The organism is Acidovorax benzenivorans (assembly GCF_028680575.1).
Classification (GTDB): Bacteria; Pseudomonadota; Gammaproteobacteria; order Burkholderiales; family Burkholderiaceae_C; genus Acidovorax; species Acidovorax benzenivorans.
Map to the genome: position 1 here is coordinate 1 of NZ_JAPCKI010000019.1, position 19,717 is coordinate 19,717.

26 protein-coding genes and 1 pseudogene are annotated in these 19,717 nt (G+C 62.0%); 11 read left to right on the forward strand and 16 right to left on the reverse strand.

The window, feature by feature from the left end:
* Positions 1 to 250: 250 nt before the first annotated feature.
* The gene (locus OIN59_RS21880) at positions 251 to 1,054 is read left to right on the forward strand and encodes a GGDEF domain-containing protein (RefSeq protein WP_172727718.1); all 804 of its coding nucleotides are present in this window, start codon (positions 251 to 253) and stop codon (positions 1,052 to 1,054) included.
* 75 nt (positions 1,055 to 1,129) lie between these two features.
* Here OIN59_RS21880 and OIN59_RS21885 read toward each other — a convergent pair whose 3' ends face one another.
* The 7 genes from OIN59_RS21885 to OIN59_RS21910 all read right to left on the reverse strand — a co-directional run bounded on the left by OIN59_RS21885 (position 1,130) and on the right by OIN59_RS21910 (position 4,558).
* Positions 1,130 to 1,633 (reverse strand): hypothetical protein, encoded by a 504-nt coding sequence (locus tag OIN59_RS21885; RefSeq protein WP_100409511.1) that lies wholly within the window; start codon positions 1,631 to 1,633, stop codon positions 1,130 to 1,132.
* An 18-nt stretch (positions 1,634 to 1,651) separates the two neighbouring features.
* Positions 1,652 to 1,975: a heavy-metal-associated domain-containing protein gene (locus OIN59_RS25395; protein WP_082493245.1), complete on the reverse strand. Its 324-nt coding sequence runs from the start codon at positions 1,973 to 1,975 to the stop codon at positions 1,652 to 1,654.
* A gap of 233 nt (positions 1,976 to 2,208) precedes the next feature.
* Entirely contained in the window at positions 2,209 to 2,661 is a 453-nt protein-coding gene (locus tag OIN59_RS21890; RefSeq protein ID WP_056419573.1) for a PaaI family thioesterase, read from the reverse strand.
* A 165-nt stretch (positions 2,662 to 2,826) separates the two neighbouring features.
* Positions 2,827 to 3,411: an HAD domain-containing protein gene (locus OIN59_RS21895; RefSeq protein ID WP_274113855.1), complete on the reverse strand. Its 585-nt coding sequence runs from the start codon at positions 3,409 to 3,411 to the stop codon at positions 2,827 to 2,829.
* A gap of 92 nt (positions 3,412 to 3,503) precedes the next feature.
* Positions 3,504 to 3,698: an antitoxin Xre/MbcA/ParS toxin-binding domain-containing protein gene (locus OIN59_RS21900; protein ID WP_082836271.1), complete on the reverse strand. Its 195-nt coding sequence runs from the start codon at positions 3,696 to 3,698 to the stop codon at positions 3,504 to 3,506.
* A 57-nt stretch (positions 3,699 to 3,755) separates the two neighbouring features.
* Complete coding sequence (locus OIN59_RS21905; RefSeq protein WP_158236318.1) at positions 3,756 to 3,932, reverse strand: hypothetical protein; 177 nt, start codon at positions 3,930 to 3,932, stop codon at positions 3,756 to 3,758.
* A 188-nt stretch (positions 3,933 to 4,120) separates the two neighbouring features.
* Positions 4,121 to 4,558 (reverse strand): helix-turn-helix domain-containing protein, encoded by a 438-nt coding sequence (locus OIN59_RS21910; RefSeq protein WP_055400384.1) that lies wholly within the window; start codon positions 4,556 to 4,558, stop codon positions 4,121 to 4,123.
* Between the two features lie 177 nt (positions 4,559 to 4,735).
* Here OIN59_RS21910 and OIN59_RS21915 point away from each other — a divergent pair, with 177 nt between their 5' ends.
* Positions 4,736 to 5,176, forward strand: a complete 441-nt coding sequence (locus OIN59_RS21915) for a hypothetical protein (RefSeq protein WP_274113856.1) — start codon at positions 4,736 to 4,738, stop codon at positions 5,174 to 5,176.
* Here OIN59_RS21915 and OIN59_RS21920 read toward each other — a convergent pair.
* Positions 5,173 to 5,475 (reverse strand): helix-turn-helix domain-containing protein, encoded by a 303-nt coding sequence (locus tag OIN59_RS21920; RefSeq protein WP_082836262.1) that lies wholly within the window; start codon positions 5,473 to 5,475, stop codon positions 5,173 to 5,175. The genes OIN59_RS21915 and OIN59_RS21920 overlap by 4 nt on opposite strands.
* A gap of 113 nt (positions 5,476 to 5,588) precedes the next feature.
* Here OIN59_RS21920 and OIN59_RS21925 point away from each other — a divergent pair, with 113 nt between their 5' ends.
* Positions 5,589 to 6,041, forward strand: coding sequence for an HAD domain-containing protein (locus tag OIN59_RS21925; RefSeq protein ID WP_274113857.1), 453 nt, complete (start codon positions 5,589 to 5,591; stop codon positions 6,039 to 6,041).
* Positions 6,042 to 6,139: 98 nt separating this feature from the next.
* Positions 6,140 to 6,283: pseudogene (locus tag OIN59_RS21930) on the forward strand (SDR family oxidoreductase); the annotation flags it as partial.
* Between the two features lie 75 nt (positions 6,284 to 6,358).
* On the opposite strand, the gene OIN59_RS21935 reads toward OIN59_RS21930, so the two are convergent.
* From OIN59_RS21935 to OIN59_RS21950, 4 genes are read right to left on the reverse strand one after another with little or no spacing between them, the layout of a single operon-like run.
* Positions 6,359 to 7,735: an MATE family efflux transporter gene (locus tag OIN59_RS21935; protein WP_274114008.1), complete on the reverse strand. Its 1,377-nt coding sequence runs from the start codon at positions 7,733 to 7,735 to the stop codon at positions 6,359 to 6,361.
* A 31-nt stretch (positions 7,736 to 7,766) separates the two neighbouring features.
* On the reverse strand, positions 7,767 to 8,270 hold the full coding sequence (locus OIN59_RS21940; protein WP_274113858.1) for a MaoC family dehydratase: 504 nt from the start codon (positions 8,268 to 8,270) through the stop codon (positions 7,767 to 7,769).
* Between the two features lie 31 nt (positions 8,271 to 8,301).
* Complete coding sequence (locus tag OIN59_RS21945; protein WP_274113859.1) at positions 8,302 to 9,561, reverse strand: MFS transporter; 1,260 nt, start codon at positions 9,559 to 9,561, stop codon at positions 8,302 to 8,304.
* Positions 9,551 to 10,030 (reverse strand): MarR family winged helix-turn-helix transcriptional regulator, encoded by a 480-nt coding sequence (locus tag OIN59_RS21950; RefSeq protein WP_274113860.1) that lies wholly within the window; start codon positions 10,028 to 10,030, stop codon positions 9,551 to 9,553. The genes OIN59_RS21945 and OIN59_RS21950 overlap by 11 nt, the downstream gene beginning before the upstream one ends.
* A gap of 73 nt (positions 10,031 to 10,103) precedes the next feature.
* Here OIN59_RS21950 and OIN59_RS21955 point away from each other — a divergent pair, with 73 nt between their 5' ends.
* Together OIN59_RS21955 and gloA are read left to right on the forward strand one after the other, a co-directional pair.
* Positions 10,104 to 10,655: a PaaI family thioesterase gene (locus tag OIN59_RS21955; RefSeq protein ID WP_274113861.1), complete on the forward strand. Its 552-nt coding sequence runs from the start codon at positions 10,104 to 10,106 to the stop codon at positions 10,653 to 10,655.
* Entirely contained in the window at positions 10,652 to 11,065 is a 414-nt protein-coding gene (gloA, locus tag OIN59_RS21960; RefSeq protein ID WP_274113862.1) for a lactoylglutathione lyase, read from the forward strand. The genes OIN59_RS21955 and gloA overlap by 4 nt, the downstream gene beginning before the upstream one ends.
* A 114-nt stretch (positions 11,066 to 11,179) precedes the next feature.
* On the opposite strand, the gene OIN59_RS21965 is transcribed toward gloA, so the two are convergent.
* On the reverse strand, positions 11,180 to 11,704 hold the full coding sequence (locus OIN59_RS21965; RefSeq protein ID WP_274113863.1) for an OmpA family protein: 525 nt from the start codon (positions 11,702 to 11,704) through the stop codon (positions 11,180 to 11,182).
* Positions 11,705 to 11,811: 107 nt separating this feature from the next.
* Here OIN59_RS21965 and OIN59_RS21970 point away from each other — a divergent pair, with 107 nt between their 5' ends.
* Both OIN59_RS21970 and OIN59_RS21975 read left to right on the forward strand, forming a co-directional pair.
* Complete coding sequence (locus tag OIN59_RS21970; RefSeq protein WP_274113864.1) at positions 11,812 to 12,405, forward strand: gamma-glutamylcyclotransferase; 594 nt, start codon at positions 11,812 to 11,814, stop codon at positions 12,403 to 12,405.
* A 101-nt stretch (positions 12,406 to 12,506) separates the two neighbouring features.
* The gene (locus OIN59_RS21975) at positions 12,507 to 13,031 is read left to right on the forward strand and encodes a superoxide dismutase family protein (RefSeq protein ID WP_274113865.1); all 525 of its coding nucleotides are present in this window, start codon (positions 12,507 to 12,509) and stop codon (positions 13,029 to 13,031) included.
* A gap of 18 nt (positions 13,032 to 13,049) precedes the next feature.
* Here OIN59_RS21975 and OIN59_RS21980 read toward each other — a convergent pair whose 3' ends face one another.
* Positions 13,050 to 13,607 carry a nucleotidyltransferase family protein gene (locus tag OIN59_RS21980; protein ID WP_274113866.1) on the reverse strand — a complete coding sequence of 186 codons (558 nt, stop codon included), beginning with the start codon at positions 13,605 to 13,607 and terminating at the stop codon, positions 13,050 to 13,052.
* An 89-nt stretch (positions 13,608 to 13,696) separates the two neighbouring features.
* Positions 13,697 to 14,596 carry a LysR family transcriptional regulator gene (locus tag OIN59_RS21985; RefSeq protein WP_274113868.1) on the reverse strand — a complete coding sequence of 300 codons (900 nt, stop codon included), beginning with the start codon at positions 14,594 to 14,596 and terminating at the stop codon, positions 13,697 to 13,699.
* Between the two features lie 122 nt (positions 14,597 to 14,718).
* Between OIN59_RS21985 and OIN59_RS21990 the strand changes: the two genes are divergently transcribed.
* From OIN59_RS21990 to OIN59_RS22000, 3 genes are all read left to right on the forward strand, one after another.
* Positions 14,719 to 16,026 carry an alpha-hydroxy acid oxidase gene (locus OIN59_RS21990; RefSeq protein WP_274113870.1) on the forward strand — a complete coding sequence of 436 codons (1,308 nt, stop codon included), beginning with the start codon at positions 14,719 to 14,721 and terminating at the stop codon, positions 16,024 to 16,026.
* A gap of 295 nt (positions 16,027 to 16,321) precedes the next feature.
* The gene (locus tag OIN59_RS21995) at positions 16,322 to 16,816 is read left to right on the forward strand and encodes a hypothetical protein (protein ID WP_274113872.1); all 495 of its coding nucleotides are present in this window, start codon (positions 16,322 to 16,324) and stop codon (positions 16,814 to 16,816) included.
* Positions 16,817 to 16,821: 5 nt separating this feature from the next.
* On the forward strand, positions 16,822 to 17,058 hold the full coding sequence (locus OIN59_RS22000; protein ID WP_328517991.1) for a hypothetical protein: 237 nt from the start codon (positions 16,822 to 16,824) through the stop codon (positions 17,056 to 17,058).
* Positions 17,059 to 17,413: 355 nt separating this feature from the next.
* Here OIN59_RS22000 and OIN59_RS22005 read toward each other — a convergent pair whose 3' ends face one another.
* The gene (locus OIN59_RS22005; RefSeq protein WP_274113874.1) at positions 17,414 to 19,717 is read right to left on the reverse strand and encodes a xanthine dehydrogenase family protein molybdopterin-binding subunit; all 2,304 of its coding nucleotides are present in this window, start codon (positions 19,715 to 19,717) and stop codon (positions 17,414 to 17,416) included.

Below are 19,717 nucleotides of genomic sequence, written 5' to 3' on the forward strand. Positions count from 1 at the left end.
ATCTTGACCACTTGCAGCTTGAAGGCTGCGTCAAACGCCCTGCGCGCTCTTTTGTCTTTCATGTTCGTCATTTCCTCTGGGGTCTATGGGCCCCTATCGAGGTGTCCTATTTCATTGGACCATGACAGGATATGCTGGCGGTTGATGACGCGCGATGATGATTACGGACCCGGAGGGGCACATCGTGCGGATAAACAGGGAGTTCCTTGTACTGATCGGGGGCACAGAGGCTTTTTGGCTCGGCCACTCCATGGATGAGCTGTTGACACCAGCTTCTCGAATTTTCAGCCAGACCCACCTGTTTCCCACGCTGCATCACGCCAAGAGTGCGCGCGAAGTATTCCTCCACCTGCGCGGTGTTGGCGGCGAGACTGTTCCTGTCATGGTCAATGCGGTCAGCAAGCGCCTGGAGACGGGCGACCACATCGTATGGGCCTTTTTTGTGGCCCGCGAACGCAGCCGTTTCGAAGGCGAGTTGATCAAGGCCCGTGCAGAGGCCCAGGGTCTTGCCCAGCGCTTGGCCGCCAGCAATGAACAGGTTGAATTGCAGAATCGCCAGCTTTCGGAACTGAGTCTCTCTGATCCGCTTACAGGTCTTAAAAACCGCCGTGCGCTGGAATTGACCGTGCAAGAGTGGCAACGGACGGCCTCTCGACAGAGTTCCGTGTCGTTGTTGATGGTGGACGTGGACTACTTCAAACGGATCAACGATGCGCATGGCCATCCCGAGGGCGACCGGGTGCTGGTGAACTTTGCTCGCCAGTTACAGGCAGGCGCCCGTGGTTCGGACCTGGTGGCGCGATACGGCGGGGAAGAATTCGTCCTCTGGTTACCTGATGCGGACGCAGAAGCCGCTGCCCGAATCGCGGAGCGGGTGCACAAATGCGCCAGACGGGTTCGCTCATTGGCGGGGCCAGTAACGGTCAGTGTCGGGCTGGCATGTGCAGTACACCAAACCGGAGCGGATTTCCTCGCCCGGCTGCTAAAACGCTCTGATGAAGCTGTTTACAGGGCAAAGGCGCTCGGGCGCAACTGCACAGTGGTTAGTGACTGAGTCACCAAGCCTCGCGCAGCTCACCAGCGTTTGGAATAGTGATAGCTTCCCCCGCAAAGAACGTTCGCGGTGAGACTACTTGGATGGCATGGCTGCTTGGCGGTCCACCATCATTTGCATCATCTGCTCCATCATGGCCATACGGCGCTCCATTTGAGCGTGCATGCCCATCATGCCTCCCATACCCGAGTTTCCGGAGGCTGCAGGCATGGCAGGTTTGGTCTGCGCCCCTTGCTGCATCATTCCCATCCCCATGCCACCAGAACTAGCCGCGCCCATCGTGGCCATGCCTGACTGCATGAGCTTCATGTGCTCCTCCATCAGCGCTGAGCGTTCGGCGGGAGTCTTGGCCGCCTGCATTTTTTTGTGCATTTCCTGCATCGCCTTCATCTGACGATCAAAGGCGTCCGGTGCAGACGCGGCAGTGGCTGCCGGGGCAGACTGGGTTGTGACGCCGCCGCTCTGTGCATCTCCGGGGTGGTGGCCTGCGTGTTCGTCCTCAGGTTTTGGCGATTGCGCGACGGCACAGCCTGCCACGAATAGGGTTGTCAACAGCCCAGCGACGATGTTCAGACGCATGATGGTCTCCTTGGTAGTTCAACTGCAGCATGACGACGTCTGCCTTGCACCGTCTTGATCCACGTCAACAGGGGCTACGGGCCGAGACGCACAGCAGCAGCCACCGGTTGTTCGGCGAGATGCAGGACTCACCGCCGCGTCTGCTTTATATCCAGCACGCTCAATCGCTGAGCGGACAAGCTCCACGGTGCTTTCTCCGGCTTGCGCCGGGATGCGTACCTGACGTGTAGCTACGTCGATTTCTACTTCGACGCCCCCAGGCAGTTGGGCCTGAGCTATTGCACGACCAATGCGCTGGGCGCAAGTGCCGCACGTCATATCAGGAACATTGATATGGACCATGTGAGCCTCCTTTGGTTGATTCACGTTTTGACTATGAACCTTGCCACGGTGGGAAGGTCAAGGCCTCACGGAATTCAATCGGCATATAAGCTCGGAAAGCAGCAAACGAGCCCATTGCTGGTGGTGTCTCTACGAGTTAGAACGCTCGCGCCTTGGGTGAACGACCGTCGAAAATCTCCATCTCAGCCGAAGGGAAGGACACCTTTGGCGCCTTGCGCATTCCCGCCGCGTGCCTAGCGCGCAGGCGCCACCATAGCGGTGGCAATTGCCAAATGCTGGGCTGGCCCTGTACCTGCCTGAGAGAGAAAGCCCTCGGCGAACGAGAAGTTTTTAGCAGATCGAACCACATGCGCTTGGAATGCAAGCGACTCGTTGACAAGTGCAAGGGACAAAAATTTGACCGACAACTCCAGAGTGACGACGACCTTGGAATCGTAGTGACCCAAACCGGCAAGCACGAAGGCTGCATCAAAACCTGCGGCGATAACACCGCCATTGATTGCGGAGGTTCCTCCACCTCCCTGAAGGCCAGATTCGATTTTGGTGAAATTGATGATCGCCAAGCCTGGCTCTTTGAACGCCCCCCTAAACCCAAACCAAGCAATTTCTTTCCTGGCGTTGAATTGAGCCAATTGCTCTTCGCGCTGAGTGGAGACTAGGCGAAACGGGATGGTCGGACTATGCATGGGAAAGCAATGGTGCGTTTACCGTCCAAATGTACATTGAGGGCTCGTCCAAATGTACATTCAGGATGCGTCCAACCTTGCATCCAAGACACTTGCGGCAGGGGATTTCTCGAATGAAGATTCGATAGTTGGACCGTTGTTAAGTCCACCGTACACCGCGAGCTGCTATGGGGTTCTGGCCGACAAGGCCACATGACAGCTGCGCAATTTTTCCCTGAGTTCGTGCTGTACCTCGGGGTTGGACAAGCCCGTAGTTCCCTCGCATGCGACCAGGTTTTGTCGACAGGAGTCAGGCCAATCTTCCAGATCGTCATCGAGCGCTATCCACTGTTGGGGTCTTCTGCGCTGAGCGTCTTCTTGAACTTGCACGCCCCGGGGTGTGGTGCGGAACATGGACAGGTTCCAGGGATCCACGCCATGGACACGCTTGTGGTACGTCCCGCCAATGAACCGGGCACTCAATGTGGCAGCAAGGCGTTTAAGAGTTGCGCTGTATCCGGGGCGAATGCACCAAGTGCTACTCAGTACCAGGGCGACTGCCGGGTGGGGTTGGAGCACTGACTCCAGGATTGGAACCCATTCGAACAGCGAATGTCCTGCAGCCTCATACGGGCTCATGTAGATACCCTTGCGGGGATGCCAGAGCACTTTTTCATGGTGAACAACACCATCGAGATCGAGGTACAGGACGACGTCCGCGCTACGTGGAGTGGACGCAGGGAGATATGGGGAATTTTGGCCAGAGGACATAAAATATGTTGGGATTGTGCTTGGTGGCGATTTAGCCAAGGACGACGGCAGGGCCAGGGCGGATTCAGAAGTCGCCAACCACGTGCGTATTCCTACGAGAACGCACCAGACTGGACACGCATGAGCAAGCTCCGCACCACCTCAAGGCCGCCGGGCTCTTTGAGTACATCGAGAGGCCTTCGATCACCCAACGCTGGGACCACCCCCACGAGCCAGTGATTAAGCCAGGTCTGTGCGTCGAAACCAGTTGGGTCACCAGACTCATCAACCATGCGCCGCACAAGCATAGTGAGAATAGCGATGTGGTCTTCTAGGGCGATGGGGGCAGAATTCGTGTCCACAAGTTACCGATCAGTCCCGTTAACAATGGCACAGCGGCGTCGCCTGAGTGTCGGATCTTTGGTTGCATCGCCCGAGCGCGCATATTCCCTTGCGGTGATGACAGGAAGAGCGTGCTTGACCTTGATTGTGATGACGCGCTTCGCCTTGCGGGCAGCCTGACCTGTGCGGTGCAATTCCATGGCGCGGTGATCTCTCAAGAGCTGTCGCGAGCTTCGGAGAGAGATTTCATCAAAGTACCTCTCAGAAAAACGTCGCCCCCGGGGGCATGCTTTCGCAGAGGTCGCACCGGGGGCTTGCTTTGCGCTAATGATAGCAACGAAGTTCAAACTCATCGCGGGGTTGTATCGGTAGGAGAACCAGCGCTGACTCACCAAAGGCCACGCTTGCTCACTTTTACCAGCGCACTCGTAAGGGCCATCAGCGTCTCTGCATCTGTCAGCACCTCCGCCCCCTTCAACGTGGACGGCAACGCAATTCCAGCGATCTCTTGAGTACGGTTGAGCACCTGCTCCACCAAACTGGTTCGGGGAACAAACATGTAGTGCACTTCACAGTCCAGGCCATGAGCCAAACGTGCAAGCGTATTCAGCGTGATAGTGCCGTTGGCCTCGGCCTGCTCCAGTTTGCGGACTCCCTGCGCCGTCATGCCCAAGCGCTCACCTAGCGCTTTGGAACTCATGCCCAAGGCCAATCTCACCGTCTTTGCCCAGCCACACCTGGGCGTGGCATTCCGCTGCAGCTTCGCGAAATCGCAAAACTGCCGATCAAGTTCGGCCAAGCGGGTGAGATCCAGGCGGTTTTTCAAGGGGGCAAACGCATGAGGCAACAGACTGGTTGCCTCTTTAAGCAGATCTGGGCAACCGGTTTATTTCCATTGGGAGACGGGCACACTTGGAAAACAAAAATGGCATTCCATTCAGCTATCTTCGCACGCCACGGTCCCAAATGGGACCAATTGGTCTCATATTAACTTGAATGAAGAATGATGCTGCGTTTGGAAAAAGCGACCCTAGGAAAATTTGGAGCACAGGACATGATGCGCCTGATCACGTCACAGGGTTGGGAAGCCATCCTGCCGGATGCGCTGGATGACAACCACCTTTTGTTGGTGTCAGACCAGCTCCGAGAACTTCTGTCTGGCTCGGGTTGGAGCGGGGATCATGATCCCGCTGGTGCTGCCTTGCCGCTCACCCTGTTGCTTCTGACCAAGGCGGGAGCCAAACGTTCAGGCGACAGCTTGGAAGTGGGTCTGGAAACTCTGCAAGAAGCCCTCTGCTTGCTCAGCACTGCCGTGGATCGGGAGATCGTCAATCGGATGCTGCACCGCCAAGATGCCACACCCATTGGCACCGGTCTGATACAAGGGCTTCAAATGCTGGTTCAGTATGCCAAGGAACAGGCCGAATCGGAATGCCAAGCCTAGTCTGAAATGATGCCCTTGAAGTCCGCTTTGACGGTCCTGAGGAGTTCATTGACCAAGTTCGTGTCCAGGTCTGGGCAGTACGCGGTAGCAATCAAGGTCAAGGGGTGGATCTGCATCTGCTCGGCCAATACCTCGATGGTGCGGATACTGGGCACTTGATGTCCCTGCTCGATGCGACTGATGTGTCGGCGGCTCGTTGCCAGCAACATGTCTTCCTGAACCAAGCCGCGTGCCGCGCGCAACTGCTGCAGCGCCCGACCAAAGTCGGCTTGGGGTGGAACACGCTTTCGGGAAGACATCCACCCGATTTCCGTTCAATGAGACTAAAAAGACCACGACCAAATAGTCTCATTGGCTCGCTAACTCGGTGGAAATTTCATCCCTGTTGGAAATCTGTTTCTGAAATTGCACTGTGCCCATACTTTTTTTGGATTTTGATGGGGTCCTGCACCCAGAGCATTGCCATGAGTCGAGGCACTTCTGTTGCCTATCGATCTTGGAAGATGCGTTACGACAGGTACCCGAGTGCCAAGTCGTAATCACCAGCACCTGGCGCCTGGAACAGGCCTATGAGGATCTATTGGAAAGGTTCTCTCCAGACATTGCCGCCATGATCGAAGGCGTTACCCCCAGATATTGCGATCTAACGAACGTCCCGAATACGCTGGTGGGGTACGAGCGGGAGGCCGAGTGCCATGCCTGGCTTTGGGCCAACGATGTGCCACATCGCAGATGGGTGGCGGTGGATGATCGATCGTGGCTCTATCGGCCGTTCTGCAAGTCGTTGTTTTTGGTCGATGGGCGAACGGGACTCACGCAGGCCACCGGTTCACAACTGACAGCTCGTCTTCAAACCACACTTTGAAGAGACTGCCAGGAGGGCAGACCACCTGACCTCAGAAAACACAAATCTAGGGTTAACCCGAGCGTCCTAACCGGGTAATCTGCACCGAAAGTGAGATCACCCCCATGAAGCGGCTGGGCGAACCGTCGGAGATTGCCGACGTGGTGGCTTGGCTGGCCAGCGATGCTGCCAGTTATGTGACCGGCGAGATCGTGACCGTGGATGGCGGGCGCATGACACTGAACTACACCGTTCCGGTCTGAGACCCAGTAATACTATTGAATTGATAGCTGCTAGCGCTTTATTTATAAGCGCTAGCAGTCATTTTGACCATATTTTTACGCCTGCGGCATGCGCCGCAGCAACCCCGCCATGCTGCGCGGCCAGCCGACCGACCCAAACCAGGCGCCGCCTGCAATCGCCCAGGCGTTGACCATGCCGTACAGCACCAGCGCCACGGCTTGTGCGGCAAACACCGCCGCCAAACCACCGCCCCAGCGCAGCGCAAGCCAACCACCGGTCACAGCCACCGCCAGGCGCGTGATGTTGCCGATGACTGGCCAGAGCAAGCGCCCTGCCCCTTGCGAAGCAAAGTACAACACCAGGCCCAGGCCGAAAAAGCCGTACACCGGGCCGACGGTTCGCAGATACAGCGCGCCTGCCTCCAGCATGGCGGGGTCGCTGTTGAACAGCGACAGCCACGCGCCCGGAAACGCCGCCGCCCACAGCCCGATCGCCTCGGCCATTACAAACGCCATGGCCGCTCCGATCCAGGTGGCGCGCAAGGCTCGTTCACGTTGGCCCGCGCCAATGCAGGTGCCCACCATGGCCACCAGGGGCGCCCCCAGGCCGAAGACCAGCGGCACCAGCAGATATTCCAGCCGGGACGCCGTCCCGTAGCCCGCGATGGCCGCCGTGCCAAAGCCGCCCACAAGCGCGGTGGTGACGCCAATCGCCAGGTTGGTAGCCACGGTAGACACCGTACCCACCAGCCCGACCCGCAGGATGTCCTTGAACAACACCCAGCGAAACCGGATGTGCGCCAACGATGGGCGCAGCAGGCTGCGCGGCGACCACAGGTACGCCGCCAGCACCACACTGCCGACCAGGTAGTACGCCATCAGCGCAATGGCCCCCCCGGCAATACCCAGCCCCGGCATGGGGCCCCAGCCGAAGATGAACAGCGGCGATAACGGCACCAGCACGAAGGCGCCTAGCACCGTGACATAGGCCGGCACCGCCATGTTGCCCGTGCCCCGGATCACGGCCGACAGCGTGTTGAACAGCCACACCAGAAACGCGCCCGCAAAGACCCAGTTGGAATACACCAACGCCGCGTCCAGCGCGCCTCCGGTGCCGCCCATACGGGTGTAGAGCCAGCGCCCTCCTCCCACCACGCCCACGGTAAAGACCAGCGAAAACACCGCCGCAATGGCCAGTGCGTGCAGCACCAGCGCGTCTGCATCGTCCCGCCGCCGGGCCCCCAGGGCGCGGGCGATGGCCGATGCGATGCCGCCGCCCATGGCCCCGGCCGAGGTCATCTGCATCAACATGACGACCGGGAACACCAGCGCCATGCCCGCCAGCGCGTTGGTGCCCAGTTGGCCGACAAAGTAGGTCTCTATGAGCCCGACGCCCGCCTGCGCCAGCATCACGAGCACATTGGGCGCAGCCAGCCGCAGCAGTGTGGGCGCGATGGGCGCCTCCAGCAGCATGCGGGTGCGTGGGTTCAGTGCATCGGTCACGTCAGGCCCCTGCCCCGTCGGCCGCAGGCCTGCGTGGCACCACGATACGCACGGTAGAGAGTTGCAGCACATCACCATGCTGGTTGCGGGTTTCGCTACGCACGGTGACCATGCCACGGTCGGGCTTGGACTTGGAGGGCTGGATCTGGACCACCTCGCTCACCACATGCAGCACGTCGGTAGCGCGCGTGGGCCGGGGCCAGCTCAACTCGCCCCCTGCTCCGATGATGCCGCCCGCAATCGGCAAGCCGCTGGTCACCTGCAGGCGCATGGTCACGGCCGCCGTGTGCCAGCCGCTGGCGGCCAGGCCGCCAAACAGGGTGGCGCGGGCAGCAGCATCATCCAGGTGGAAGGGTTGGGGGTCGAACTGGGCTGCAAAGGCGGTGATCTGCGCTTCGTCCATGGCGTGCTCGCCGCTTTTGAACTGGTCGCCCACGGCCAGGTCATCCAGATATATGGGTGGTTTGCCTGTCGTCGAGGCGCTGCTGGCGTGGGTGTCCGTCATGGCATTGGCTTTCATTCAAGGGAGTGGATGTTCAGGCGGCAGAGGCTGCGGGCCGCATCAACCGCGCCTCGCGGATGGGCAGGTTGACCAGCGCTGCGCCCACGGCCAGCACGATGTCGATGTACCAGACCCAGTCGTAGCTGCCCGTGGCCTGAAACACGCTGCCGCCCAGGTAGGCGCCGAGGAAGCCACCAATCTGGTGCGACAGCATCACGATGCCAAACAGCATCGCCATGTTGGCCGTGCCGAACATCTTGGCCACCAGCCCGACCGTGGGTGGCACGGTGGAGAGAAATGTGACACCCATCACGGCGGCGAAGACCAGCACCACGGCAGGTGTCTTGGGCGCAAACAAGAAGATCAGCACCGCCAGGCCGCGTGTGGCGTACAGCAGCGACAACAGCGACTTCATGCGCCAGCGCCCCACCGCCCAGCCCATGGCCAGGCTGCCCACTATGTTGAACAGCCCGATCACCGCCAGCGACCAGCCCCCTACTTCGGGCGCCAACCCGCAGGCCGCGATCACCCCGGGCAGGTGCGTGGCCAGAAACGCCACGTGAAAACCACACACCAAAAAGCCCGCTGCCAGATACCGGTAGCTGGGCGTGGCCAGAGCCTGCGCAATGGCCTCACGTGCGGTCAGTGCCTTCTGGCCGGATGCGGCGGCAGCCTGTGCCGCCAGCGCGTTGGAGTTGCCCTTGAGCACCCACACCGCGGGCAGCGCCAACAGCACCAGCACGCCCAGCCACTGCATCGCGCTGGCCCAGCCTACGGCTGCAGTGAGGCTGATGGCAATGGGCGCCATCACAAACTGCCCGAACGAGCCGCCCGCGTTTACCACGCCGCTGGCGAAGCCGCGTTTTTGCAGGGGCACCAGCCGCGCGGTCGCCGCCATTAGCACCGACGGGCCTGCCATGCCTGCGCCACCTGCGGCCAACACACCAATCGCAAAAATCAACCCGGCTGTGGTGGTCATGTACGGCGTGATGAAGGTGCCCAATGCCACCAGCGCCACACCCAGCAAGATCACGCGGCCCGTGCCGATGCGGTCAGCCACCGCCCCGGCAAACGGCTGCGTCAACCCCCACCAGAGCTGGCCAAACGCAAAGGCCAGACTGATGCTGCCAATGCCCAGCCCCGTGGAGGTGTTGAGTGCCGACAGGAACAGGCCCATGGTCTGGCGCGTGCCCATGGTCAATGCAAAGGCGCCTGCGGCGGCCAGCAGCACCAGCCACAGGGCCAGCGGTGCAGCAGCCTTGACTGCGGCCCGAGGAGTTTTGTTATTCGTCATGCACAGCCTCCTGCACTGGCAGCGCCGCCAGCAAATCAAGCGAGTCATCCACCAGCGCATGCAAGGCCAAAACGCGTTCCGCGCCCAGCGTTTCATTCAATGCCAGTTGCGCAGCCTTCCAGTGCCGCTTTGCCTCGGCGCGTTTGTCGCGGCCTGCATCGGTGATGTGCACCAGGCGGCTGCGTGCGTCCGTGCCTGGCTTCAGCGTCACCCAGCCTGCATCGACCAGCGGGCGCAGGTTGCGTGTCAGTGTGGAGGCATCCATCTTCATCTCTGAGGCCAGATCGCCGGGGCGGATCGGGCCCAGCGTGAGCACATGCGACAGCAGCGAATACTGCGTGGTCTTGAGCCCGCACTTCGCCATTTCGGCGTCGTAGTGGTTGGCCACGCGGCGCATCAACTGGCGCAGCTTGAAGTTGGTGCAGCCCTGCGGCAGCGCAGGGGCCAGGGCGGATGGTTCGGCTTGCATGGATTTAATTGTATCTGCAATAATTGCATATGCAACACATGCGTTTCAGCCCCACCAACAACCCGGACACCCCATGACCCAACACAACCACCTTGAACACTGGCTTGCGCAGGAGCGCGACATCCTCGCCCGGCTCGACGCAGGCCCCGGACCGGGAGTGGCCCGCCGCGAGCAGATTGCCCACCTGAACGGTTTGCAGCAAATGCAGGCCATGCTGCGCGGCGAACTGCCCTACGCCCCCATTGCCAAGACACTGGATTTTTTGATCGTAGAGGTGGGCGAAGGCACCGCCATCTTCCAGGGCACGCCCCGCGCCGAGCACATGAACCCCATGGGCACCGTGCACGGCGGCTGGTTTGCCACTTTGCTCGATTCGGCCCTGGGGTGCTCCATCCACACGCGCATGGAGCCGGGGCGCGGCTACACCACCGCCGAGCTGGGTATCAACCTGGTCAAGGCCATCACGCCCAAAGTACAGCGTGTACGCGCCGAAGGCCGCGTGATCCACAGCGGGCGCCAGTTGGCCACGGCCGAGGCGCGCCTGGTGGGGCCGGACGGCACGCTGTACGCCCACGCCACCACCACCTGCCTGGTTTTTGATCTGCCTGCACAATCGAAAGGATGAAATTCCTCCACACGATGCTGCGCGTTGGCAACCTTCAACGCTCGATTGATTTCTACACCCAGGTGCTGGGCATGCAACTGCTGCGCCAATCCGAGAACCCCGAGTACAAATACTCGCTGGCCTTTTTGGGTTTCGACGGTGGCAACCCCGGCCAGGCCGAGATCGAGCTGACCTACAACTGGGGCACCGAAAGCTACGACATGGGCACCGCCTACGGCCACATTGCGCTGGGTGTGCCGGATGCGTACGCCGCATGCGAAAAAATCAAGGCCTCGGGCGGCAACGTGACGCGTGAGGCAGGCCCCGTCAAAGGCGGCACCACGGTGATCGCCTTTGTGACGGACCCGGACGGCTACAAGATCGAGTTGATCCAGCGCGCTGAAGGCACAGGCGGCCAGGGGCTGCGGTAGTCGATTACTATCAAATAGATAACTACTAGCGCTTATTCCATAAGCGCTACCGGCCATTTTGGCTATAAAAAAACCCGGCGGCGCCGGGTTTTTTGTTGGAAACGCGGGCCGCGCTTACAGGGCGCCCAGCGTCACTTCCACACGGCGCGCTTCGGCGTTGCTGCCGGTCGCGGTGGTTTCTTCGGGCTTCTTCAGCTCGACCTTGTCTTCGGCCACGCCCAGGGCTTTGAGCGCGTCGCGCACGGCAAAGGCGCGTTGCTTGGCCAGTTCGGCGTTCAGGGCGGTGTCGCCCGTGGCGTCGTGAAAGCCAGAAACGACCGCCTTTTTGCCTTCGGCCACACCCTTGACCACGTCGGCCAAGGCTTCGTTGGCACCAGCGGCCAGTTCGGCCTTGGCGGAGGCAAAGTAGAACTTCACCACGCCGTTTTCCACGCGCACGCTGGCAATATCTGCTTCTACAGCGACGGCGGGTGCAGCGGGCGCGCTGCTGGCGGCAACGGCGGCGGGCTGAGCCGGTGCCTTGGCGCCCAGGCGCTTGACCACCACGGTGCCCACCACCACAGAGATCACCAGCGCAATCAGTGCAAACAGAAAACCGAGGGCAAAACGTTGTTGGCTATCGTCGTCAGAGCTGGACATGGAGGATCCCCGTAGTGATGAATAAAGTGGTTGGGTGGCCAATGCGGGCGTTGCAAAAACAAGGCCCTGGCCGCTTTCAGCAAAGCCTTTGATTGTAGAGTGAAGCCATGACGAATCTGCCCGCCCCTCTGCGAGACCCGGCGCCGATGCTGGAGCGTGCCCTTCAGGAATGGGGCGGCCATGAGGATCTGTGGGTCTTTGGCTATGGGTCGCTCATCTGGCGGCCAGATTTTGACTATGCCGAGCGCCGCCCGGCCAAAGTCCACGGCTGGCACCGGGCGCTCAAGATGTGGAGCCGCATCAACCGGGGCACGCCCGAGTGCCCAGGTCTGGTCTTTGGCATGTTGTCGGGCGGCAGCTGCCGGGGCATGGTGTTCCGCGTGGACAAGTCGCATGCCCGGCAGGTGATGATCAACCTGTGGCAGCGCGAGATGGTCACTGCCGTGTACGACCCGCGCTGGCTGGAGTGCCACACGCCCCACGGCCCGGTGCGGGCGCTGGCCTTCACCCTGTCGCGCAAAAGCCCCAACCACACGGGCCAGTTGCCCGACCACGAGTACCGCCGCATTTTTGAACAGGCCTGCGGACGCTACGGCACCACGCGGGACTACGCCCAGGCCACCTATGACGAGCTGCGCAAGCACGGCATCCATGACCGGAGGCTGGCCCGGTTGATTGCACTGGCCCAAAAAGAGGCATAGTGCACACTTTTGCTGGACGGGCATGCGCTCCGCAGCGAGACTGCTGCAGGCCGACGGCTCCGCGTCGCGTTCCATCCCCCTCGATTCAAGGAGTGTGTGTCATGAATGTTCGTTTTGCTTTCGTTCTGTCGTCCCTGGCCGCTGTTGCGTTGGTGGGCTGTGCCTCGCACCTGTCCGGCAACCGCGCCACGGCCAAACTGGAGCCCACCCGGGGCAACACCGCCAATGGCACGGTGACGTTTGTGCAGACCGGTGATGGCGTGCAGGTGTCGGGTGAAATCCGTGGACTCAAGCCCGACGCAGAACACGGCTTTCATGTGCACGAAAAGGGCGACTGCTCCAGCGGCGACGGGATGGGTACCGGCGGACATTTCAACCCCACAGCCAAACCGCACGGTTCCCATGGCGCGGGTGACCATCACACGGGCGACCTGCCTAGCCTCAAGGCCGACAAGTACGGCGTGGCTGCATTCAGCTTTGTGTCGCGTTCCATCAGCGTGGGCGGCCCCACGACAGACATCGTCGGCAAGGGCCTGATCGTTCACCGCGACCCCGACGACTACAAGACCCAGCCCACCGGCAACGCAGGCCCGCGCCTGGCCTGCGCGGTGATTGCGGCCAAGTAAAACGGCCTTCGCCGTCCGCTACCCCCGCGCCGCCAACAACTGCGCGGCGCGCTCCAGGTCTTGCACGGTGTCTATGTCGGTCACCGTGCCTTCGTCGTCCACCTCTACCTGCCGTACCCTGCCCTGCTGTGCCTGCTTGCGCACCACACTGGCGGCGCCCTGCTCGCCGGTCAGCGCCATCAGGCTGGACAAGCATGCAGCCGCAAACCCCACGGGGTGACCGCGCTCACCCTGGTGCACCGGCATGGCCACAGCGCAGTCGGCCAGGGCCGCGGCAATGGTGCGCAAGGTGTCCGGGCGAATCAGCGGCAAGTCCCCCGGCAGGACCAGCCAGCCCGGCGCATGGGCCGTGGCACGCACCGCAGCGGCAATCGAGTCACCCATGCCCGGATGTCCCACATCTTCCAGGTGCCAGGGCAGGCCGCTGGCACGCACGGCAGCCAACGTATGTTCCAGCACCGTTGCGCCGCCCAAGGGCGCACGCAGTTTGTGCACGGCACCGCCTGACGCGGCAAAACGCTCGCCACGGCCAGAGGCCAGTACCAGCACGACGGGGGCCGAAGGGTGGGTGGGCATAGTGTTTCGCCTGAAATGCCCGTGCAGGGCCATGGGCCGCGACATGCAGCGGGCGCGATTCTAGTGCCGGGTCCTATCAATCGCCGCGTTCAGAACGCGCTGCTCGTCACCGTGAAATCCGCGTGCTGCGCCGCCAGGCCGTGGAGCATGCTCACCAGCGGCCGCAGGTCGTCCCGCCGACTGTGCAGTGCGTAGCCAAGCGACCCCAGTGGCGCAGGACTGGGCAGCATGTGCAACGCGCCCCTGGAGCACAGGGCCTGCGCCCAGCCCTCGGGCAGCAGGCCAATGCCACTGCCATGTGCCAGCAGGCCCACGATGGCGCCCCAGTGGTTGCAAACCAGTCTCCGCGCAGGGCGTGCATCGGCCTGCCGCAGCCAGTCATCGATGAGCTGGGTCACCCCCGAGCCCGGCGGCAGCGTCACCAGCGGGTGCGACTGGACTGCGTCAGCGTCCATCTGGCGCAGGCCACGCGCCACCTCAGGGCCCGCGCACCAAGCAAAGCGGGCGTGCGCCAATGGCACGGATGTCAGCGCACTGCGGCTGGCGGGGCCAGCGATCACCGCCACATCCAGCTCGCCCTTGTCCAGTCGCTCGGCCAGGGCCGCGCCCACATCAACATGCACCGAGACCTCCAACGCCGGGTGGGCAACAGCCAGGGCCGCCACCAGGCGCGGCAACCAGGTGAGCGCGGTGAGCTCCCCCACGCCCAGGCGGCAAGGGCCCCGCAGGCCGGTGATGCCGCCTATCTCCTGCTGCAAACGGTCGGCCTGTTGCAACAACGCACCGGCCAATGGCAGCAGGCGTGTGCCAGCCTCTGTCAGCGCCGCGCGGTGCCCGGCCCGGTCAAACAGCGCCTGCCCCAGCGACGCCTCCAGCTCGGCAATCCGTTTGGACAGGGACGACACCGAAAGGTGCACACGCTCGGCGGCCATGGCAAAGCTGCGGCAGGTGGCGGCCCAATAAAAAGCTTCGAGCTGTTTGAGGGTCATGTTTTTTTGATTTCAAATTTCCATTTGGCGAACAAATGGCCATCAATAAATTCGCTTTATCGATTTTCTCGCTTTCTGGACACTACCTTCCAGCCCTTGTTTGTTTTTGACTGGAATCGCCCATGTCCACCCCCTCCCCTACTTTGGCCCCACCCGTGCCCAATGCCTGGCAGGCGTTTGATGGCGCTCGCCGCCAGGGCCGCACGCGCCACCTGCTGTCGCTGGATGACTTTGAGGCCGCAGCACGCCGCGCGTTGCCACGCCCCATCTTTGGCTATGTGGCTGGGGCGGCCGAGGACAACCGGGCTCTGGACGACAACCGCCAGGCGTTCCGCGAACTGGCCCTCGTCCCGCGCGTGCTGCGCAATGTGGCCGAGCGCGATCAGGGCGTCACGCTGTTTGGCAAACGCTACGCCAGCCCCTTCGGCATCGCGCCCATGGGTATCGCCGCCTTGTCGGCCTACCGGGGCGACATTGTTCTGGCGCGCGCGGCGGCAGCGGCCGGCATACCCGCCGTGCAAAGCGGCAGCTCGCTCATCCGACTGGAAGATGTGATGGCCGCCGCCCCTGGCACCTGGTTTCAGGCCTACCTGCCGGGCACGCCCGAGCGCATCGACGCTCTGCTGCAGCGCGTGATGGCGGCGGGTGTGCAGACCCTGGTGGTCACGGTGGACATCCCTGTGGCTGGCAACCGTGAAAACAACATCCGCGCGGGCTTCTCCACCCCGTTGCGCCCCAGCCTGCGCCTGGCTTGGGACGGCTTGGTGCGCCCTCGCTGGCTGGCGGGCACCCTGCTGCGCACGCTGGCGCGACATGGCATGCCGCATTTCGAGAACTCGTTTGCCGAACGCGGCGCGCCCATTCTGTCGTCCCGCGTGCAACGCGACTTTGCAGCACGCGACCACTTCGACTGGAGCCACATCGCCCGCATTCGGCGCCAGTGGCGCGGGCCGCTGGTCGTCAAGGGCATCCTGAGCCCGCTCGATGCCGCCCTCGCCCGCCAGCACGGGGTGGACGGCATCATCGTCAGCAACCACGGTGGCCGCCAGCTCGATGGCGCCGTGGCGCCGCTGCGCGTGCTGCCCGCCATTGCCGAGCAGGCCGGCGGCGCCATGACGGTGATGCTGGATGGTGGCATCCGCCGAGGCACAGACGTGATCAAGGCCCTGGCGCTGGGCGCGCAGGCAGTGTTTGTGGGGCGGCCCTTCAATTACGCCGCTGCAGTGGACGGCGAGGCGGGCGTTACAGCTGCCATTGATCTATTGCGCGCCGAGGTGGACCGCAACCTGGCGATGCTGGGCGCCACCACCTGCGCAGCGCTGGGGCCAGAGCATCTTATGGACCGGTGGACACAGTGGAGGACTGCGGCGCACGCTTCTCGGCGGGTGCCTGATCAAGCTGGGGAGCAAAGTGCAATCAGCGCAGTTTGAAATGAAGTGATGGCCGCGCCGCCAACGCTCCTCTGTCGATCACTTCAAAATTCATAGCTGTCAGCGCTTATCTGCAAAGCGCTGGTAGCACTTTTCATTCAATAGGGTTGGTCTGCAGCGCCACGGACGGTCTCAGGCTGATTTCGAACTTTCACTCGACCACCATTGGCCGGCAGTTTTTAACCCGAACCGTTTTGTTTGCCGTGGAATATGGAACTGCTATGGGCGGCCCTTCAGTTAAAGTCCTCGCCCTGCGGGCGATTTTCGCCCGCATCGTGCACCCCGGTGACTGGGTTTGAAAACAAAATCTGCGACTTTGGGTGGCACGCCGGCTGATGTGGCCGTGCAAACTGCAACTCGCGGAGATAGAAAAAATATGCTGTTAACCGATATAGCCGTCGAGCACACTTTGGTGTCTAAAAAGGATGGCGTTCGTCAGACTTTCTTGCTGCATCCTTTTACTGATACACAGCGCGATTCACTGGGCAAATTCGAGCTCGTTCGCGACGTCAGCCAGCCCGGACTCAAAGACGTGAAACGCTCCACCTTCGTATCGTTTCACCAATTGGTGGAGCTGTATGCAAAAGGCCTGCTCGCAGAATTCGGGTTTTCTGTTCGCATGTGTCCGGGTAAAGGCACCTACCCTGCCAAGCTTCCAGCCAAAAAGATACTGCCCACCAGCATCAAGCCAGGCTCTTCGTTCGATCTGGCGGTGCAAAAGGTGGATATTTCCAAACCGGCCACCCGCGAATTGAAAACGGCCTTGCTTCGCACCAACGTCCAAATTTAAGCGTGATGGCGCTGATCGATAAAGGAGCCGATGTGAATCCAACCATTGCGCATGCTGAACTGATTGCCACATTCAAGCGGGCCGAGGCAGATGCCGCTCACAAGCGTGGGCTGATCCAAGCTGCGGCAAATAAAGGCCCCAAGGCCATCAAAGCCGCCACCGAAACAGCGGCAAAGGCAGCAAAACGCAGGGACTCTTTTGCGAAAAAGCTGGGCGATTTGGGGGTGGAACTAAAGTATTGAGCGCCGCCAAGCCCATGGCGTAACACCCACCATTGACGACCGCGCGCAACAGGCACTGATCATCAAAATGATCTCAGTAATCTGAAAAAAGAATCGGTCATGGGTCCTGCCCCGATTTGCATGTTTTCCAAGCACGGCAGTTGAAGCGTCTTCATTTCCCGGATTACAAGGGTGTTGAGAGAGATTAGAAACCGCCCTGCAATGCAGTCACCTCTCCGCCGCTTGAAATAGGCCAAAAGCCGGTTGCTACATACAGCTCCAGCATTACCCCCGCGCCAAACTCACGCAACCGAATAAGCAATAAAAAAAGCGCCGGGCTTTCCCAAACCCGGCGCTCTCATTCCTACAGGCTTTATTAAGCCAACTTAAACGGCAGCTCGCGTGGCGTCTTGCCTGTGATCTGCGCGATGGCATTGGCAAACGCCGGTGCCAGCGGTGGCAGGCCGGGTTCGCCCATGCCCTTCGGCGGATCGGCGCTGGGCACGATGTGCACCGTCACCTGCGGCATGTCGGTGATGCGGGGCACGGCGTAGTCGCCAAAGTTGCTCTGCTCCACCACACCATCCTTGAGCGTGATGGCTGCACCGGGCAGGCAGGTGCCCAGGCCCATCAGCGCGGCGCCTTGCACCTGGGCTTCGACGCTCTTGGGGTTGACCACCAGGTTGCAATGCACGCCTGCGGTGATGCTGTGCAGCTTGGGCGTGCCGTCTTTGACGGAGGCCTCGACCACATAGGCCACCACCGACTCGAACGATTCGTGCACCGCCACGCCCCAGGCACGGCCTGCGGCCAGCTTCTTCTTGCCATAGCCCGACTGGGCGACAGCCAGCTGCAGCGCCGCCTTGTGGCGCGGGTGCTTGTCGCCCATCAGGGCCAGACGGTAGGCCACGGGGTCTTGCTTTGTCGTGCGGGCCACTTCGTCGATCAGGGTCTCCATGGCGTAGGCCGTGTGGGTGGAACCTACGCTACGCCACCACAGCACCGGCACATTCACATCAGGGTGGTGCACCGACAGCTTCATGGGCACGTCGTACGGCTCTTTCATGCCCTCGATGGCCGTGGCGTCAATGCCGTTCTTGATCATGAAGGCCTCGAACGGCGAGCCCTTGGTGATGGACTGGCCGACGATGGTGTGGTCCCACGCCAGGATCTTGCCCTTGGCGTCAAAGCCGATCTCGGCGCGGTGCACATGCAGGGGGCGATAGTAGCCGCCCTTGATGTCGTCTTCGCGGCTCCACAGGGTGCGCACCGGCGCGGTGATGCCCGCAGTGCGCGCGGCCTTGGCCACGCCGCAGGCTTCCACCACGTAATCGCTGGTGGGGATGGCGCGGCGGCCAAAGCCACCACCGGCCATCTGCGTGTTCACCTTCACGTTCTGCGGCTGCAGGCCCAGCGTTTTGGCGGCGGCCATCGCGTCCAGGCCGGGCATCTGTGTGCCCATCCAGAGTTCGGCCTTGTCACCGTCGAGCTTGACGGTGCAGTTGAGCGGCTCCATGGGTGCGTGCGCCAGGTACGGGAACACGAATTCTGCGCTGATCTTGTGGGGTGCGCCCGCCAGCGGCGCCATGTCGGCCTGCATGGCCACGTTGCCGGGCTTGGTGGCCAGCTCGCGGTACTGCGCCAGCAGCGCGGTGGTGTCGGGCTTGGTCACCGCGCTGGTGTCCCACTCCACCTTCAGCGCGTCGCGCCCCTGCTTGGCGGGCCAGTAGCCGTCGGCCACGATGGCCACGCCCTCGCCGCCCCGGTCGGTGGGCACGCGCAACACGGCCTTTACGCCCTTGATGGCTTTGGCGGCGCTGTCGTCCAGTGACTTCACCTTCGCGCCAAACACGGGCGGGCGGGCCACCACAGCCGTGAGCATGCCGGGCAGGCGCACGTCAATGCCATAGTCCTGCTGGCCGCTCGACTTGGCCTTGGCATCCAGCCTCCCGGTGGGTTTGCCGATCAGGCGGAACTGCTTGGGGTCCTTCAACGTGACCTTTTCGGGCACGGGCTGCTTCATGGCGGCTTCGGCCAGCGCACCGTAGCCCAGCTTCTTGCCGCCGGGGCCGACCACAAAGCCGTTGCTGGTGCGCAGGGCCGACGCGTCCACGCCCCACTGTGTGGCCGCCGCAGAAACCAGCATGGCCCGGGTGCGCGCGCCCAGCTCGCGGTACTGGGTGTACGAATTTTTGATGGAGTTGGAGCCACCCGTGAGGTGCATGCCCATCATCGGATCGGCATAGGCCTGATTGGCGTCGCCGTGCACGCTGCGCACCTTGCTCCAGTCGGCATCCAGCTCCTCGGCCAGGATCATGGGCAGGCCGGTTTGCACGCCCTGGCCAAAGTCCAGCCGGTTGATGGTGACGGTGACGGTGCCATCGGCATCAATGCGCACGAAGGCTGAGGGTTGCTCGTGCGGCTTGAGGCCTGCGGGCGCCGCTGAGGCCCCGGCGCCCTGCGCAGCGGAGACCAGCGGAAACGCGCCCAGCGCAAAGCCGGAGGCGGCTGACACCTTGAGGAACGTGCGGCGCGCAAGGCCTTCCAAACCTTCGATGCCTTCCAGCGCACCGTTTACTCCTGAATTAGTAGCTGCTTGCGCTTTATCCATAAGCGCAAGAAGGTGTTTTGGCATAAAAAGATGGGCCTGGCCCTGCAGCGTATTGGTATCGAAGTGCAT